This is a genomic window from Sphingobacterium arenae, assembly GCF_014692505.1.
GTDB classification, from domain to species: Bacteria; Bacteroidota; Bacteroidia; order Sphingobacteriales; family Sphingobacteriaceae; genus Sphingobacterium; species Sphingobacterium arenae.
In genome coordinates this window covers 198,052-215,165 of sequence record NZ_JACNYK010000003.1, presented here as the reverse complement: position 1 = coordinate 215,165, position 17,114 = coordinate 198,052, and the positions used below count along the sequence as shown (strand labels likewise).

8 protein-coding genes are annotated in these 17,114 nt (G+C 45.0%); all 8 read right to left on the bottom strand.

Going from position 1 to position 17,114, the window contains the following annotated elements:
- Positions 1-2: 2 nt before the first annotated feature.
- The 8 genes from H8B17_RS13085 to H8B17_RS13050 all read right to left on the bottom strand — a co-directional run bounded on the left by H8B17_RS13085 (position 3) and on the right by H8B17_RS13050 (position 17,099).
- Positions 3-2,792 (bottom strand): sugar-binding domain-containing protein, encoded by a 2,790-nt coding sequence (locus tag H8B17_RS13085; RefSeq protein WP_190309669.1) that lies wholly within the window; start codon positions 2,790-2,792, stop codon positions 3-5.
- A 12-nt stretch (positions 2,793-2,804) separates the two neighbouring features.
- The gene (locus H8B17_RS13080) at positions 2,805-4,403 is read right to left on the bottom strand and encodes a glycoside hydrolase (protein WP_190309668.1); all 1,599 of its coding nucleotides are present in this window, start codon (positions 4,401-4,403) and stop codon (positions 2,805-2,807) included.
- Positions 4,403-6,004 carry a DUF4625 domain-containing protein gene (locus H8B17_RS13075; protein WP_223816556.1) on the bottom strand — a complete coding sequence of 534 codons (1,602 nt, stop codon included), beginning with the start codon at positions 6,002-6,004 and terminating at the stop codon, positions 4,403-4,405. Before H8B17_RS13075 ends, H8B17_RS13080 begins: the two co-directional genes overlap by 1 nt.
- Before the next feature lie 30 nt (positions 6,005-6,034).
- Entirely contained in the window at positions 6,035-7,756 is a 1,722-nt protein-coding gene (locus H8B17_RS13070; protein WP_190309667.1) for a RagB/SusD family nutrient uptake outer membrane protein, read from the bottom strand.
- An 11-nt stretch (positions 7,757-7,767) separates the two neighbouring features.
- Positions 7,768-10,575, bottom strand: a complete 2,808-nt coding sequence (locus H8B17_RS13065; protein WP_190309666.1) for a SusC/RagA family TonB-linked outer membrane protein — start codon at positions 10,573-10,575, stop codon at positions 7,768-7,770.
- Positions 10,576-10,611: 36 nt separating this feature from the next.
- Positions 10,612-12,375, bottom strand: a complete 1,764-nt coding sequence (locus tag H8B17_RS13060; RefSeq protein ID WP_190309665.1) for a RagB/SusD family nutrient uptake outer membrane protein — start codon at positions 12,373-12,375, stop codon at positions 10,612-10,614.
- Positions 12,376-12,393: 18 nt separating this feature from the next.
- A complete protein-coding gene (locus H8B17_RS13055; RefSeq protein WP_190309664.1) occupies positions 12,394-15,492 on the bottom strand; it encodes a SusC/RagA family TonB-linked outer membrane protein in 3,099 nt (1,032 codons plus the stop codon).
- 125 nt (positions 15,493-15,617) lie between these two features.
- Positions 15,618-17,099 carry a sulfatase family protein gene (locus H8B17_RS13050; RefSeq protein WP_190309663.1) on the bottom strand — a complete coding sequence of 494 codons (1,482 nt, stop codon included), beginning with the start codon at positions 17,097-17,099 and terminating at the stop codon, positions 15,618-15,620.
- Positions 17,100-17,114: the final 15 nt, after the last annotated feature.

The window sequence follows — 17,114 nt, the reverse complement described above, 5'->3', positions numbered from 1 at the left end:
CATTATTCACTTTTAAAAATTTGTTCGATCATTTCTATGCTTACCTCGTCTTCTGGAGAAAAATCCGGACTCATGGCATATTTTTTTAAACTATACAGAAATTGACGCGCAACCGGACGTTCCTCCATTTTATTTTTCAGATCCACACTGGTAACTAAGAGGCTGCCCTTACCTACCTTAGCTTCGAATACCAATCCGATCTTTCGCGGATTGTTCCAATCCGGAACCATTTGCACCAAGGGCTTCAGCCCAAACGGAAGATGATCCAGTACCATCGGTTTAGAGCGAGCTACAACATCCCACCACTGCCAGTTAGAATGGAATTGGGTCGGAAAATTTTCCAAGGCAGGTGACTGCGGATCGCAAAGGATACCCAATAAATTGGGCGGCATACCAGACCATACGGTATTCCAGGAAATTCCCGAGAAAACCGGATCCGCATCCGAATGGATAGCACCCGTATCGGCCATCAACAGCACTTTCCCACCTTTTTCGAGATAGCGTTTGGTTTTATTATCTAACCGATCGGCGATGAGCATCTCTTTCGTATTCACTTCCGGCAGTTGGGCCGGATATACCCAGATGTCCCATTCGTTGCTAATGGGTGTTCCCGGTACCTCCATAACTAAATCCAGATTTACCGCCTGATCGATATCTGCCAGTGGGATCGATAGTTCACCCAGCGTCATGGGGCTTCCTACGGGAATGGTTTGCTTAGCAAATTCTCCCTTGGCATGTATTTTTCCATCCGGATATCGTAACGACCAGTGTACAGTGGTTTCCTCCATGGGAGAATCACCAAAATTGGCCAATTGCGCAGTCGCTCGAAAAACCTGATCGTTGGTCCAAGTAAAAGATTTGGTCCTTAACAACGGTACTCTAGACGATTGGAACCGACGAAATTCATCTGCGCTGACATAAGGCTTGGGATCCCAAAAAATATCAACAACACCTACCGGCGCTGTTCCCTGCCCTGGAAAGTCGTTCAATTGCAACATGTGGTAGCCCCCAAATTTTGGTGTTCTTAAATAAGATTCCACCTCTTCCTTCTTCATAACGACGGAAAACTTGCCCGAAGCCCGTGTAAAATCTTCTGCCTGATCCAACATTTTCCGATCCCGTAGCAATTCCCTGAACAATTCGTAATTATACGGTTTTAATACACCCGTATATTTAGGAATCTCGTCAAAATTTGGATATACGCACCACTGCCCGATTTCGTGGGTAATCATGGGAACATCATTTTTTACCACGTAATCGGAATAATCGTATTCAGTATCTAAAGGTCGAACATTAAATCGGCTCGTTAAACCTTCCTTCCATCGATGCGGACGAGCACCATACAAAACATGGTATTCACTTTCCGGGATCAGCGGATAGGCGGCACTTCCCGTATATAGACGCCTGGCGTCAGATGCTTTCCAATGGGAGACCTGTTCGCTCAAAAACTCTTTTACCTGCGGACCGACCATTTCATTGCCTTCGCAGAACATAATGAACGACGGATGATTGCCGTAGGTCTTTAATATTCGATCGGCTTCTTCCCTTAGAAAGCGATTCACTTCGGCATCTTTTCCAACGGTAAAACGCCAATCGGGATTCTCTACTTGTAGATAAAAACCTAGTTGATCAGCTGCCTGAAAAGCAGCTTCCGGAGGACACCAAGTATGGAAACGCATAGCATTCAATCCATAGGCTATACAGGTATTAAATATATGAAGCCATTCCTTTATATCCGTCGGAGGATAGCCCGTAAGCGGAAATTCCGCGCTATTGACCGTCCCTCTAATAAACGTCGGCCGACCGTTGAACACAAATTGTGTCCCCTGAACCCCCAGTTCCCTTAAGCCATAAGTAACCGAACGTTGGTCTTTCAAGAACACATCCTGCCCCTTGGCATCGAGCTGAACCGTCAGCTCATATAGGGCCGGATTAAACTCATCCCAGAGCTGTAGATCGGATCCGAGGTCAAGTTCTGTTTCCACAAAAATGACCGAATCTTTCCCGGCAAAATCAAGCTGTGTTAAGGGAAAAGATATTGGATTGTCCGAATTCATCACTTTATTGCCAAAGGTAAGCGAACCTTGTACGTCGGATTGTGTTTCATTGGCAATCTCCATACGTACCTTTGCCTTTTTCGCAGGAATGTCGGGATATACCTGGATATCCTTGAGAAAAACCTTATCAAATGCCCGTAAACGAATTTCACCTACAATCCCATTCCAATTCGTCTGTGTTTCGGCACTGATGGCATGCGCATATTCCAAGTCGTAAATTTTATCATTATTTACCCGTATACGGACGGTATTTTTCTTACCGGGCTGGACCAGGCTGCCTACTTCATAGACATGAGGTACAGATAAACTCTCTTTTTTTCCGACAGGTTTTCCATTCACCCATACGCGCGTTTCCCAATGTGGACGTTCAAGAAAAAGCTCCACTGCTTTATTCTCCCATTCCTCTGGCACGAAAATTTCCTTTTCATACCAGGCTATGCCTTTATATTCAAAAGCACGGGTCAGCCGTATCGAGGTCATATCCAGTGTTTTGTTGCCTTTGCCAGCTTGATCGGTAGAGCCCGGCAGCGTAATGGTTTCTGTCAGTTGTGGAAGCAGTTGAACACCGTTGCTGTTGATGCCTGTCTCAAAGGGATCCAACTTAAATTTCCAGATACCTTCTAACGGGAGCTCGTTATCTGGACGGCGTTCGATCTCCTGGGCGGAGAGCTGTGGAAAGTTCAAGAGCAATATCGATAGAATGACGGCAGAAAAAATAAAGTGTACGAATTTCATAGAACATTAACGTTAGAGATAGGTTGCAACCACTGTCACAACGGATTTAGAATTTAATTTAATTTGATTGACACTTGCAGTTGATTTTTCAAGATTTCGGCGCGCATCGGTTGTATATACATTTACTTGCTCATCAGTCAGTTTAAAGGACGCTGATAAGTCGGTAAGCTCGAGTGTTTTTTCCTGATCTTGTGGGTTAACCAGAACCACAACCAATTTTTTTTCGGTTTCATCTTTATAGGCAGATACCATCAATGTATTGGCTGCTTTTATCGGATCCGGCATATCTTTTACCGTTGCCTCAATTCGTTGCATTCCCGGACGGATAAATCGCGCAAAATTACCGAAAGACCACAGTTGTTTAGAATCTAATACTACACCATCTTCCTTACTCTCCGAAGGATCCATTTTTCCGTCGGGCGTGTTGATGTATACCAGTGCATCGCTATAATCATAAGGGCTCATGGCCAGCCACCAATGCCAGGCACTTACGTTGGCAATCGCCAGGTCATGGTGCAGTACTTTAGCCACGTATAGACCATAGTCCATACCTGTATTACGCGGGTAACCACTGTATTGATCGCAGATATTCCCCAAGATCCCGAATTCGGTTTGCCAGGTTTCCAACTTCGGTTCTACCTGATTCACCTTGGCCACAATTTGCTGGCGAACAGAAATCATATTGTCATCCGGACAGGTTGTGAAGTAGCTATGGCCGGAAATCGCCTTTCTTACCTGAGGCAGATTACCAATATAGTTTGGTGAAGTGGAAGAAAAAAACTGGTTTATCTGATCACCCCTACCGTCGTTATTCCGCGAATATAAAAAGTCCCACTGCCCAGCCTCTCCGATCACGATCTCCGCGTTTCCATCCTTCATTTTATCAGACAGTAGTCGTGTTAAGTCGGCTATTTCAGAATTTTCAGCCTGCGTTCCTTCCTGGCTTGCGCCATCTTCTTTTCCCCACTGCCATTGCGGTTCGTTTACAGGGCTTAAGAAATCGAACTGAAAGTGTTCCGTTACCTTCGCCATAAAATTGGCATAGGCTTCCAGTTTCCCCTCTTGAATATTCAGGGCTGTACCGGTCGGTAGGTTATAGGCCTTTCCATTTTTTGTCATGAAGACTGGCGGCGTTAAAGAAAAACCAAGAGTGTATTCAACACCACGGGATTTAGCTGCATTTAAGAACCATTGCTGTCCTTGCTGCTTGCTCCAGTCGTACTCGCCAGCCTCGTTTAGAAAACATTCCTCCCGGCGCCACTCGTCGGCGATATTACTTTCTTTTCCTTGTTCATAACTACCTCCTCCGATATTAAATCTCCATAAGGATAAACCAATACCTATTGGATTACCGTTATCGAGTGTGTCGGTACTAAACAAGAGATCCGCTACCTGGTTTTTCTTTTTGTCGTCAGCCCATTGTCCGACGAACTTACCAGACCAGCAATCTGATGCGCCGAAGCTATGGATCGTTTGTTTGACTGCACCTGCATCGATCTCCACCCGAATATGTGTGTCGATATCTGTCGTTGGTTTTTCTGTTGTTGTGGGCTTACCACAAGCCATGGTAAGCCATAAAAAATGTATAAATAAATTGTTTATCATCATCATTAATTTTCTATTCTCACTAAACGGAATCTTTGTAATGCCAGGTCATAAGATGCTTTATACGTTCCTGCCGGAGACGTCGAAAAGCCCCAATTAGCACCTCCTCCGCTAAGCCCTACTGGCCCAACTATAGTCACCAAATCGCCGTAATCATCGATCATGTTATTCCGTGCCGCCACTAAGCGAAACCACCCTTTACCCCAAATGTCTCCCCCCAGAACAGCAACCGGAGCGTTCAAACTCATGTTTGAGGAAGCACCATTGGTCGTAAACGTACCTGTAAATAAGTATTTATTTGTCGCATCACGCACAAGTTTAGGGGAGGCTGCTTTTTCCGTCCAATCTGCCGTACCCACAACCGTGGTTCCTGTTACCGCCATATAATCCCATGGCTTGGCGTCAGACCATCCCGGATATTTGACCGCATCATTCATGTTGATGTTCGGTGTATAAGACACTGCCCGGACAGTCCGTTCGGTTAGATCCACTGTTACCCTATAGTACCCACTTGCCGAAACGGGAAGTTTAAAGGAGGCCGTAGAAAGATCTGCCGTTAGATTTCCAGGGCTGGAAGCACTCATCGCGATGACATTATCCCCATTTAAGCTATAGTTCACTTGCGACTGATTGTTGCCAGTAAAAGGCTTTTCATTGTTCAAGAATGCAATAAAACGGATGTTGTCAGCACTTTTATTAGGATAATAAATATTCAATGCAAAAGTATTTGTACCTTCCCGTTCCATTGATAGTAGGGTACCTATACCTCTGCTCCCTCCCATATGATCATAACCTTGGCGGATAACCTCTTCCTCAGACTCGGCATCCGAAAGATACAAGCGATCAGGAAAACCGATGGAGATATCACCTCCCACCGTCTTTTTGTTGCCACTTTCATCTACCGATCGTACAATATATTGATATCTTCCAGCCGTTTCGCTCGGAAGTGTAAAGGTTTTTGCATACTGATAGCTGGTTTTCTCTTCATCGCTGTCCGGCTCGATAATCTCCTCTTCCATAAACGGCTGTCCATCCGCCGATTCCCCCCATACCCTCACTTCAATCGATGCAATAGCTTCATCCTCGATCGTAGCTTCAATATCGATATCGATAGGTTCGCCCGAAAAACCGAGGTATTGCGTCACCGTGGGTTTTATAATTTCAATTTCGGGTGGCAAAAGATCTGGATCATATCCCGGAATCTGGTTTTTATCCGATAGATCTTCTACGTCTACACTACCTTTAATAATTCCACCTTTTGTATTGGTAATCGTGAATTCGACGAGATGCTTCGTCTTATTCACATCTTTGGCAACCAAGAAGGTGTCAATAATCGTATAGGAGGTTTTATTGTCTACAGTCAATGCAGAGTCAATCTTCCATTCGCCATTTTTAATATGCACGCCGGTGATGCCTTCTGTATCTTCCAGTTCGGCATGTATCGCCAGTTTATATTCCGGGCCAATCCACAATAGTTTTGCAGCGGCATTCTCCAACTGCGGAAGTGCTGGCGATTCCGTATCGGGAAATACAAGCGTCTTGCTACAGGAAAATAAATAAAATACGACAGCGATGATGCTCAATAATTTCAAGGACAAGGTTTTCATACTGTTTTCTAATTAGTGTACGTTTCTTTCTTACCAGCCCGCATTTTGTGTTAATGCCCCACCACTCTTCAGTACTTCCATTTCCGGGATCGGGTATTGATACATTTTCTCTTCAAACACTCGGTTTTCGGCTTTAACGACTAAATAATCAAAGTTGCCGTCCGAATTTCTAGTGATCTGCATAGCCATAATGGGCATATTTTCCGTTTCCTCCGCAATCTTCCATCGCCGAACGTCAAAGAACCGGTGTTCTTCAAAAGCGAGCTCTACCCTTCTTTCATTTTGAATACGTTCGCGCATCTCCTGCTGCGAAAGTCCAGGGGGCAGGATCGGCATTTCCACTCCTGTCCGCCGGCGAATCCGGTCGACCGCGGCTTTCGCCGACATCGAGTAACCATTGGTCGCTTCTGGCCCATAAGCTTCATTCATGGCCTCGGCAAAATTCAGTAGGACTTCAGCATATCGGAATAATAACCAGGTATGTACACTCGATTCGTTTCTGGCTAAATCGAGGTTCTCATCTACGAATTTCCGAAGGTAATAGCCCGTTGTGGTCGCTTTCCGTTTACCCAATCCGTCCAGTCCTCCTATCCATGCTTCGACCGGACGCCCCTTAAATTGCGTGTCATTCGTCAAAATCGAAAAACCTAGGCGAGGATCTCGTCCCTGATATGGATTTTGCGGGTCATATCCAGATCCCGGTTCCGTAATGGGTACGCCCGTAGCTTTCATCTCATAAGCATCGACTAAGTTTTGTGAAGGAGAAGTACTTCCCTGTCCCCCTTGTGTGTATCCTATCGGGTAATTCATTTTTTCAAAATCATTACGGTTCCAACCCTGTTGTGCAAATATGACTTCCGTGTTTCCATCGGCTCCATTACCCAGTCTAAAAAGGGCTCTGTAATCGCTATGTAGACCATATCGGTTCATCGCAATAACATCATGTGCCGCCTCAGCGGCGCGTTCCCATTTTTCGATGTCGTTGGATGGATTGTGAAGCGGGCTAGCCGCATACAGCAGCAAACGTGCTTTTAAGGCTAAAGCCGCTCCTTTAGTAACGCGTCCGCGCCACTTATCGGAATCAAAGCCTACCCAAGTATCTTTTAAATGGGGCAAAAGGGAATCGCATTCATTTTTTATGAAATCTACACATTCTTCGAAACGCCGCCGTCCTAAACTATTCAATTCCTCCGCACTGTATTTGGTAGTCGTCATGATCGGCACACCGCCATAACGCTTGATAAGCTCAAAATGATAGTAAGCCCGTAGAAATCGTACCTCTGCCCGCAGCCAGGCAATATCCCGTACATCGTATTCGTATTTGCTTTTATTATCTGCATCCAACGTGTCCCTAAACACAATTTCTTTATAATTTATGGAGTTTTCCAGAAAAAGATTTGCCCGCCGGATGCCCTGATAAAAATGCTGCCAGGCTGATTCGGGATTTTCCACTGCCGTCCACGTACCCAGATTAAATTTCTGAATCAGCGAATTGATATCCGCATGGTCAGCTTCGTCACAAGCGGAGGCGAGCATCGCATTATCGATGCGATGGAATCCAAATTGACCGAAAAGAAAAGCATAAACGCCGTAACCTGCTTCACTCATACGTTCGTAGTTGACAAATACTTCGTCCTCTCTATAATTGGATTCTATTTCTCTATCCAGATAATGACGACATCCGACAAAAGTGGATAAAACTACGATTATCGCTACGGTCAAACCCGTGAATTTTATGTAAGAACTGTTCATAATCAAATCCATTAAAAATTAACACTTAGACCCGCTGTATACGTCTTGATAACGGGATAGCCCACGCTCAGCGTTTCGGGATCCACATCCACGTCTAAAGCGTCCCAACTAAATAAATTCAATCCACTGATGTAAACCCTTATTTGTTCCATACCTATTTTTCGGGTCAGACTTGTAGGAATAGAATATCCGAACTCCACGTTTCGGAGGCGCAGCACATTCCCGTTTCGAACCCAGAAAGTAGACGAGCGATAGTTATTGGCATTCGGTTCGGTAGTCAACCGCGGAAAGGTAGCCGAAGCGTGTGTTTCGGGAGTCCAATGTCCATTCACCGCCCAGTCAGAAATATTAGCATCGTTGGCAAAAGGCTGGAACATGTATCCGTTTAAGTATACACTGCGATTGACCATCCCCTGCAAGAAGAAGTTTAGGTTGAACCCTTTATAGGAGGCTCCCGCATTTAGCGCAAAGCTGATCTCCGGATAACTATGGCGACCGATAGCAATTTCGTCGTTTACGTCAATAATTCCGTCGCCATTCTGATCTCGGTATTTTAGGTCACCAGGGCGCACATCCGAAAAAGTGTGTAGCGGGCTCGAGAAGATGTCGCTTTCATCTTTAAAGAAACCAATAGCTTCCAGACCAAAGTACTGACTGACTGGCCGCCCTTCTCGATAGCTATACGCTTCTTTTTTAGGTGTTTCATAGCTTTCTTTAATTTGGTTACGGACAAAGGAAAACCACCCTCCAACAACATAGCCGACATCACCCGCCTGGCCGTTAAAGTTCATTCCCACCTCTGTCCCATAATTAATTACCCGCCCTCTGTTTTCCATTTTTCCGTCTGTAAAACCAGACAAGGCCGACGTGACATTGCCCATATTGACTAGAATATTCGATCGGTTTTCGTGGAAGAAATCCACATTCAGGCTCAGTTTGTTTTTAAACAGCCGCATATCAGCACCTACATTATAAATCCGTCCTTTCTCCCAGGTTATCTCCGGATTGGCAATCCCCAATTGTATTAGCCCATTGTACCAGGTTTGGCCAGGCCCGAAGTAATAGCCTTGACTGTTTTGCACACCCCAATACTGATTATAATTAAAACGAGATGCTCCCTTATCATTTCCAACAACCCCTGCCGAAGCCCGAATTTTTAGATAGTCCACCAAGGCGTCCTGATTCCAAAACTCCTCTTTATCTACCAGCCATCCGGCAGAAAGCGCGGGAAAGAACCCAAAGCGATGACCGGGAGGATAGTTTTCAAGACCGTAATATGAAAAAGCAGCCTCGAGGTAATACTTCTGTTGGAAGTTATAGTTAAACCGCCCCAACAACGCCTGCATGGCAAAGGGAGATTGATTAGCCAGTACGGTGTATTGGTCCTGTTGATACATCAGCATTCCATGGTATTGATGATCACCAAAGGTTTGCAGGTAGTTAAATCCCGCCTGAAACAACAAGCGGCTATTTTCATAGTCATTACCGGTTTGTACCGTTAAGTCCGTATCCAATCCGCGCTGAACAAAATACACCGAGTCCATACCCGAAGTAGATTGGGTATATATCGGTTCAAAATAAGCGTAATTACGCGTTTTGTCGTAGCGGTTCTGAAACAGGTTGTCAAACAGTGCCGCACCAAAGACATCGAGACCTTTCGTAATAAAATCCAGTTTTTGGGTCAGCTTGAAATTGGCCTGCACGTTTCTATCATGTCGCGATTGGTAGCCCCGTTCCAGCACATCGCCTATCGGATTATTCGGAAAGTTTGCACTGCCGGTCACCGTGCCTTCGGGCGTTCTTACAGGATAAAGATTGGGTGCATAAGTAGCCATGTTTTTCCAAAGCGCTTCGGTAGAAACAGGTGGAAATTTACGATCCTGTATATTGCCTCCCAGACCGATCTGCGCTGTTAGGTTGCGTGTCACGTTCAAATCCACGTTCGCACGGAAATTCATTGCCTGAAAGCCGATATTGGCATTCCGTTTCTGGTCGGTGTTGGCATAAAGTCCCTGATTGTCCATATAGCCCAGCATCACAAAGTATTTAGCGGTCTCATTACCTCCCCGAAAGGTTAGGGAATAGTCTTGGATGGGAGCATTTTTTTGAAGTACCTCCTCATACCAATTGACGTCGGGATACAAGTACGGATCTGTTCCTGCCCGGTAGCCCTCTAGTTGAGTCTGCGTGTACAACCTCGAAAAACCGTCGTTTGCTAAGGCTTCGTTATAGAGTCTGGCATAATCGTAAGAACCGGCAAACTTCGGAAGTTGTGTCGCTTGTTGAGAACCGTAACGCGCGTTAAACGTAATCTTAACCTTATCACTGGTTTCACCCCGTTTGGTCGTGACGAGCAATACACCGTTGGCGCCTTTCATACCGTATAGCGCTAGTGCCGCTGCATCTTTCAACGCAGTTACACTCGCAATCTCATCGGGAGATATATGGCTCAGGCTATTTATTTGCAAACCATCTAGCATGATCAAATGTCCGTTGTTGCCCGTGTTATGTCTGCCTCGGATCATAAAACTCGGATCATCAAATCCTGGGGCACCTCCGTTCTGCGTGATCGTTACCCCCGGCAGCCTCCCAATCAATGCATTCGAGAGTGAGGCTGTATGCGTTTTGCGTAAGGTAAATCCGCTGACGTGTGAGAGGGAGCCTGTCACCGCATCCGAATTTTGGACACCATAGGCAACGTGAACCAGGGAGTCCGCAGGAGGTTCGGTGCCCTGCGCAAGCAAAAATAGCGGCAGCGAACAGCACCCAACCAGAAGGATTCTAAACCCTAGATGATGTCTTTTGAATGGAAATATCATAATTTATTAATCTTTATCATAAAACAAAGCTTATACTTACCAGCCCGGATTTTGAACAATATACCCCAGATCAATTTCGCTGACCCGGAAAGGGTATAAGTACATTTTGTCGTCCCAAACCCGGTCTTCAAACTTTTCTAGTTTGTAAGTTGGTTCCGCTCCCCCAGCGAGCCTCAGACCATACATCCCTCCCTTCATCACGCCATCCGTTCCCGCGATTTTCCATCGACGTACATCGAAGTACCGGTGCTGTTCAAAAGATAGCTCAACAGCTCTTTCCCTACGGATTTTTTCTCGCATATCCGCTTGGTTAGTGTAGGTATAAGGTGGCATGTCTACCCGCTCGCGGATGGCATTTAAGGCGTCCATTATTTCGCCGGATGATCCGTTCGCCTCATTTAAGGCTTCCGCATAGTTCAGGTAGAATTCCGCCAATCGAAAGGTGATCCACTTTGGTGCCGGACTGGATCCGTTGCGCACACCTTTCAGAAATTTGCGCAAAAAACCGACACCATTGTATAGATCCAACAGCCTGCTTTGCTGTTCGTAAAAATGATACACGGTACCCGTACCTCTAGACCATTCCGTACCCGACTGGAATACAGATGCCTGAAAGCGCGGCTCGAGTTCTCCCAATTTCCGTCGATACTCCGCATAGGGATACGTAACGCCCTCCTGCTCATCCCACACTTGATCGGTACCATCTGCTTTTTGATAAAATTTGGTAAAATTGAAAGTGACCCCAATGTTCACCGGATCCGTTCCGGTGTATACCACTGTTCCGGGCGTCATGAAGCGAACGAAATAATTCGTCGCCGTGGGTCCCATCAAACCGGCATCCAGAATGATCTCGTTGACATTTGGGTTAATAAATATTTCTTCATAGCGGTCAACGGGGTTCTCTTTTCCCTGATACAGTTCGCACCATCCGCTCTCGTTTTTCGCCCAATCTAGAACAGCTTTGTTTGCATCGGCAGCTATCCGCCACCGCTCAGGATCGTAATTTGTATAACCAATCATAGCGCGTAGCGCCGGATCGCTTACCGGCCGGTAAGCATCATCCGAGTTAAACAAGGGGCTCGCTGCATATAAGAGCGTGCGCGCCTTTAATGCCAATGCCGCACCTTTTACTATCCGTCCCCGATATTGACTAGCATATACATTGGGCAGGCTTCTGGCAGCGTCGTCACAACTGTTCACAATAAAATTAACGGTTTCTTCGAAGCTGCTACGTGGAATACGCACCTCCGGAATATCTTCTGCCGAAGAAACTTTAAGTACGTTGTCTACAATAGCCACACCACCAAGACGCTGCATCAAATCGAAGTGCATCAGCGCTCTCAGAAAGATAGCTTCCGCTTTCATCGCTGCTTTTTCCGTTTCTGAAAAAGGCGCCTGATCTATATTCTCAATAAAGAGATTGGCATTCCTAATCCCCTTATAACAAAACTCGCTTCTAAACTCATACCAATAAATATCAGACGCACTCCAGTTGCCGGTATTAAATGCTTCGGCACCGGTAAGATTGGCATAGGCATCTGCTTCGTCTGTCGCTGCCGCCAATATGGTATAGGTTGCACCATAATGATAAAAACCACTTTCCGATGCCGCCCAATAGAACGGAAATTCGTATATAGACGCTGTGCTATAGACATTCCATAAAAACTGTTCTGTCTTTTCCTTAGAAGCAAAAATATCCTCTAGCGTCACTTCACTGCTTATCGGCTTTTCTAGGTATTTCTCACAAGAGAAACATACCATTGTACATAACAGAATACTAAATAAAATTATCTTTTTCATGCTCATAACATTTCAGGATTAAAATTGAAAATTGACGCCACCATTAAAAACCCGCATTGGTGGATACACCCTTCCCCATAATTCACGGGCGTCTGGATCTTTACTGTATTTCATATTCGCCCAAGTGATCAGGTTATTACCGCTGGCGTATACGCGCATCGACGTTAGCCCAAGCCGTTTTAGAAAATCAGCCGTAAAACGATATCCTATCTCTACATTTTTCAGACGAATATAGGAAGCATCCTGAACCCAAAATGAAGAGGGCTGATAATTATGCTGTCTGGCAGGCGATAATTCAACACGTGGAAAAGTAATTTCTTCGCCATTGGCATATCGCTCAGGTGTCCATCGTTCCAAATGCCATTTTTGAGCCGATCCCCAATCTGACGTAAAGGGGTAAGCAGAAGCCGACTCAAACCTGACGGATACATTATCCGTTCCTTGGAAAAGAAAGGAAGCATCAAACCCCTTCCACGAGAAACCTCCGGAAATAGTATAGGTCACTTCCGGCCAATCAGAATACCCGACTGGTCCCATATCGTCGGTGGAAATTATCCCGTCTCCGTTCAAGTCTTTATATTTCATATCACCCAGTTGCACGCCTGCCGTAGACCATTGCGATGCCGGAGCAGCGTCCACCTCCTCTTGCGTATTATAAAACCCTTCGAAGGTGAGTCCGAAATACTGATTGATCGGTCTTCCGGTCCGTAGCATCCAGTCGTATTTCCGCATGGCCTCATCCTGAAAGATAATTTTATTCCTAGCAAAGGCATACGCGCCCTTCACCCAGAATGCCGCGTTTCCAATGGTATGATCATACCCCACTTCAATTTCGTAGCCTTTATTCTCCACTTTGCCGATATTTGCAGCCGGTAGCTCTGCCGCTACAAGTTCCGGCACGGTCGATAACCGCCAAAGAATATTATCCCGTTTCTCTTCGAAATAGTCGGCGGTAATACTCAGGTGATTAGACAATAGTTTGAGTTCGGCCCCCACATTGAGTTTTTTCGCCCGCTCCCAGGTCACGTCCGGATTTCCGATCTTTCCTTCGCGGTACATATTAAACCGGCTCATATTGACACCAGCCTCACCAAATACCACGGCCTGATAGCCACCATTTCCTAGGGTATAGGGGCCGTTGAGATACAAATATCGGTCGCCTCCAATTTTGTCGTTACCCACTTCACCGTAAGAGCCTCTAAACTTTAGAAACGTCACCCAATCATTTTCCGGAAAAAATGGTTCTTCACTAGCTACCCATCCTGCGGATACCGATGGAAAGAAACCAAAACGCTTTCCTTCCGGAAAATTCTCCGATCCGTTGTATCCCATATTGAATTCACTCAAGTAGCGATTTTTATATGCATACGTAATCCGAGATACCAGCCCCAGATAAGCAGTAGGAAGCTTATACGCTAAATTAGGATAAAAGGCACGTTGGAAATTTGCCAAAATAAGGCCAGTAACTTGATGCGATTCGCCAAATGTCCGATTGTAATCCAGCGCGGCCTCCGTATACATCTTACGCCATTTGTTGTTATCACCAACATTTTCAGATAGATTATAGAATGGTCCACCTTCCTTGCTTTGATACATGGTGTACCCCATCGGGCTATTCGGATCCTTTAAGATCGTATAGGCCGGAAAATACCGACTGCGTACTTTATGTTTCAGATAGTAACTGTCGTAAGCACCCATCACCCGAACCGATAAGCCAGGTGTTATCCGATGCAGGTCGTACTTAACGGACAAATTGGTATTAACAGTGCTGGAGTAATCGTCCGTCACGAAGGCACCTCCCGTACTGGTCGGCCCCGCTTGCCCCCAGGGATTAAAGTTAGGCACGCCGGCAGGCATACCGGTAATCTTTTCGATATATTTCCCATCCACAAAACCGGGACTCGTCATCGGAGGTAAATTGGCCGATTTATCAAAAGCCCCCCAGGCCCCACCATTGGGTATGGAATTATCCGTAATCTGATTGCCCAGTTTTAACGAAATTGTCAAATCCTCAATCGGTTTAAAATCAAAATTCATCCGGATATTATATTTGTCGTAGGTATGCTTAAAAGGAAACCCTAAATCCTGCTCTGGTTGATGGTATCCTCCACTTTGGTTGAAATACCCCAGCGATGTAAAATACTGTAGCTTTTCGGTACCTCCCGAAATGTTGGTATTGTATGATTGTTGAAATGAAAAAGGTTTGATCAACTCCTCCATCCAATTTTTACTGGGGTGAAATATAGGGTCTTCCCCTGTTTGATATAACCGTAAGTCTTCTTCGGAGAAAACGGGAGTCTGTCCCACATTCATCTGCGCCTCGTTGCGGAGTAAAGCATATTCATAAGAGCCGAGGAGTTCCGGAAGAATAGAAGGCTGTATGGCTGCGAGGTTACTCGTAAAATTAATCACAGGCTTTCCAGTTTTCCCTTGTTTCGTGGTGATCAAGATAACCCCATTGGCCCCGCGCACGCCAAATACAGCCGTCGAAGACGCATCTTTCAAAATATTGATCGACTCGATCTCATTGGGATCTAAATTATTATAAGTTTCCCTTTCTACACCGTCGATCATGATGAGTGGTCCGCGTCCACCAGCATTCAACGTGGCCATTCCCCGAATAAATATGGTGGCCTTATCGTTTCCGAACTCGCCAGAATTTTGTACCGCTTGCAGACCAGGAGCCATACCGATTAACGCATTACTGATACCCGCCACTGGTGCTTTGACCAAATCTTCTCCGGACACGGAAGAAATAGCACCTGTGGTCGTGATTCTCTTCTGCTGTCCGTATCCTACAATGACTACGTCCATCAATTCATTATTCGTTGCTCGAAGATCAATTGTGACGAATTTACGGTTATTCACCAGCACCTCCTGCGTTTCATAACCGAGGAAACTGACCAGCAAAACGGCATCAAATGGTACATCCAGAGAAAACTCTCCAGCATCATTCGTACTGATTCCCCGATCCGTATTTTTTATTTTGACACTGACACCAGGCAAAGGCTCAACTCCATCAACTACCTTACCTTGAATATGTTGTGTTTGTGAAAAAACATTTTCTATAGATAGAAAATAAGCTATTCCAATTAGAATGAGTAATGTTTTCTTCATGTTGATAAAGGTTTATATGAGATCAATTAGCTGAAACTATATACAAATATAGCTACCGATTAGAAAGCGGGAAATAGAGGTTTTTAGGAAAAGGATGGACAATTTTACTGTCCATCCTTTTTGGATTAAAAAGTATAGTTTTCGTGCTCTTTCCGCATGTCATCCATCCATGATTTGAACCGTGTCAACAATACCTCGACCCGTTCCGGTTCTTCTGTAACAAGGTTTTTTCGCTCGCCTGGATCACGAGTCAAATGATACAATCCGAGCTGATTATTGCTATTACCTAACTGGATCTGCGAAGTTATAGGACGATCTTCTGGGTTATAATCTTCAGTAAATACTAGTTTCCATTCTCCGTCAATGATTGCATAATGTTTTTCGAACTTAAAAAAGAGAGATTTTCGAGACGTGACCGATGGCATTTCGTTTCTGACAGCATCTAACAGACTATAACCGTCAAAGCGGGTATCTGGGAATTCCGTTCCGATAGCCTGTAAACAGGTCGGAACGATATCCAAGGCAGAAACCCGATGGTTATATACCCGACCTTCGGGTAGCTTAGCCGGCCAGGACAGAATCATAGGAACGCGTATGCCCCCTTCATACATCGTATATTTAGAACCCGACAACGGTAAATTATTGGCTCCGGACAACGGCTCTCCTCCATTGTCAGAAATAAATACGATCAATGTATTTTCCATTAATCCTAAAGTTTGTAATGAATCTAAAAGACGGCCTATATTATCGTCCAGACAATTAAGATTGGCCAAATAATACTTACGCATATCTTCGTCCGAAATTTTACCTACCTGCGTATAATCCCAATAATAATTAGCATAATTTCCGTATGCGGGGGTATAATTGTCAATCTTTTTCACCCCCCATTTGTCTAGATAAGTTTGGGGAACTTCATGAATAAGATGATGCACAGCATTGTAAGACAGGTCTAGAAAAAAAGGCTTTTCTTTATTTTGAGCAATAAACGAAATAGCCTCATCCGTGAATAACTCGGTGGTATAGGTGTTTTCAAAGCTTTCTTTCCGTTCGTTTCGGAACAATCGTCCCAACGATTCACTATATCCATACGGATCAGGAGTCGCTTTTTCAATTTCTTCATCCAGCAGGAAATAATCGTGTGCGTGGGCGCTGAAACCTACGAAATAATCGTATCCATGATGCGTCGGAAAATCCCGTGCGGTCGCATCGTGATAGTTTTTCCCGAAGTCACTTTTTCCAATCTTTGCGGTCATATAGCCTTCTTTTTTTAAATATTCGGCCAATGTTTTCACATTTTTTGGCAATCCGGGACTCCAATACATATCCGGATCCCACCTTTGCTGATATTTTCCGGTCAACAAGCCCGCCCGTGAAGGACTGCAAACTGGGGCACTAGCGTAGCCTTGTGTAAAAAGAACCCCACGATCTGCTATCCGGTCCATATTAGGTGTTGAACAATCCTGTGAAGCATGCGCATACGCGCTCAAATCGGCGTATCCCTGATCATCTGTAACGATAAAAATAATATTCGGTTTTTGTTCCTGACCGAAACTAAGTCGTGCCATCAAAAAAAACACGAAGCAGAATGTCATTATATCTATTTTCATATTGCTTTCATTTTA

What these genes read in the sequence shown, in the direction of transcription:
- H8B17_RS13085 (WP_190309669.1), bottom strand. Translation starts at nt 2,792, where the DNA reads ATGAAATTCGTACACTTTATTTTTTCTGCCGTCATTCTATCGATATTG.
- H8B17_RS13080 (WP_190309668.1), bottom strand. Translation starts at nt 4,403, where the DNA reads ATGATGATGATAAACAATTTATTTATACATTTTTTATGGCTTACCATG.
- H8B17_RS13075 (WP_223816556.1), bottom strand. Translation starts at nt 6,004, where the DNA reads ATGAAAACCTTGTCCTTGAAATTATTGAGCATCATCGCTGTCGTATTT.
- H8B17_RS13070 (WP_190309667.1), bottom strand. Translation starts at nt 7,756, where the DNA reads ATGAACAGTTCTTACATAAAATTCACGGGTTTGACCGTAGCGATAATC.
- H8B17_RS13065 (WP_190309666.1), bottom strand. Translation starts at nt 10,575, where the DNA reads ATGATATTTCCATTCAAAAGACATCATCTAGGGTTTAGAATCCTTCTG.
- H8B17_RS13060 (WP_190309665.1), bottom strand. Translation starts at nt 12,375, where the DNA reads ATGAAAAAGATAATTTTATTTAGTATTCTGTTATGTACAATGGTATGT.
- H8B17_RS13055 (WP_190309664.1), bottom strand. Translation starts at nt 15,492, where the DNA reads ATGAAGAAAACATTACTCATTCTAATTGGAATAGCTTATTTTCTATCT.
- H8B17_RS13050 (WP_190309663.1), bottom strand. Translation starts at nt 17,099, where the DNA reads ATGAAAATAGATATAATGACATTCTGCTTCGTGTTTTTTTTGATGGCA.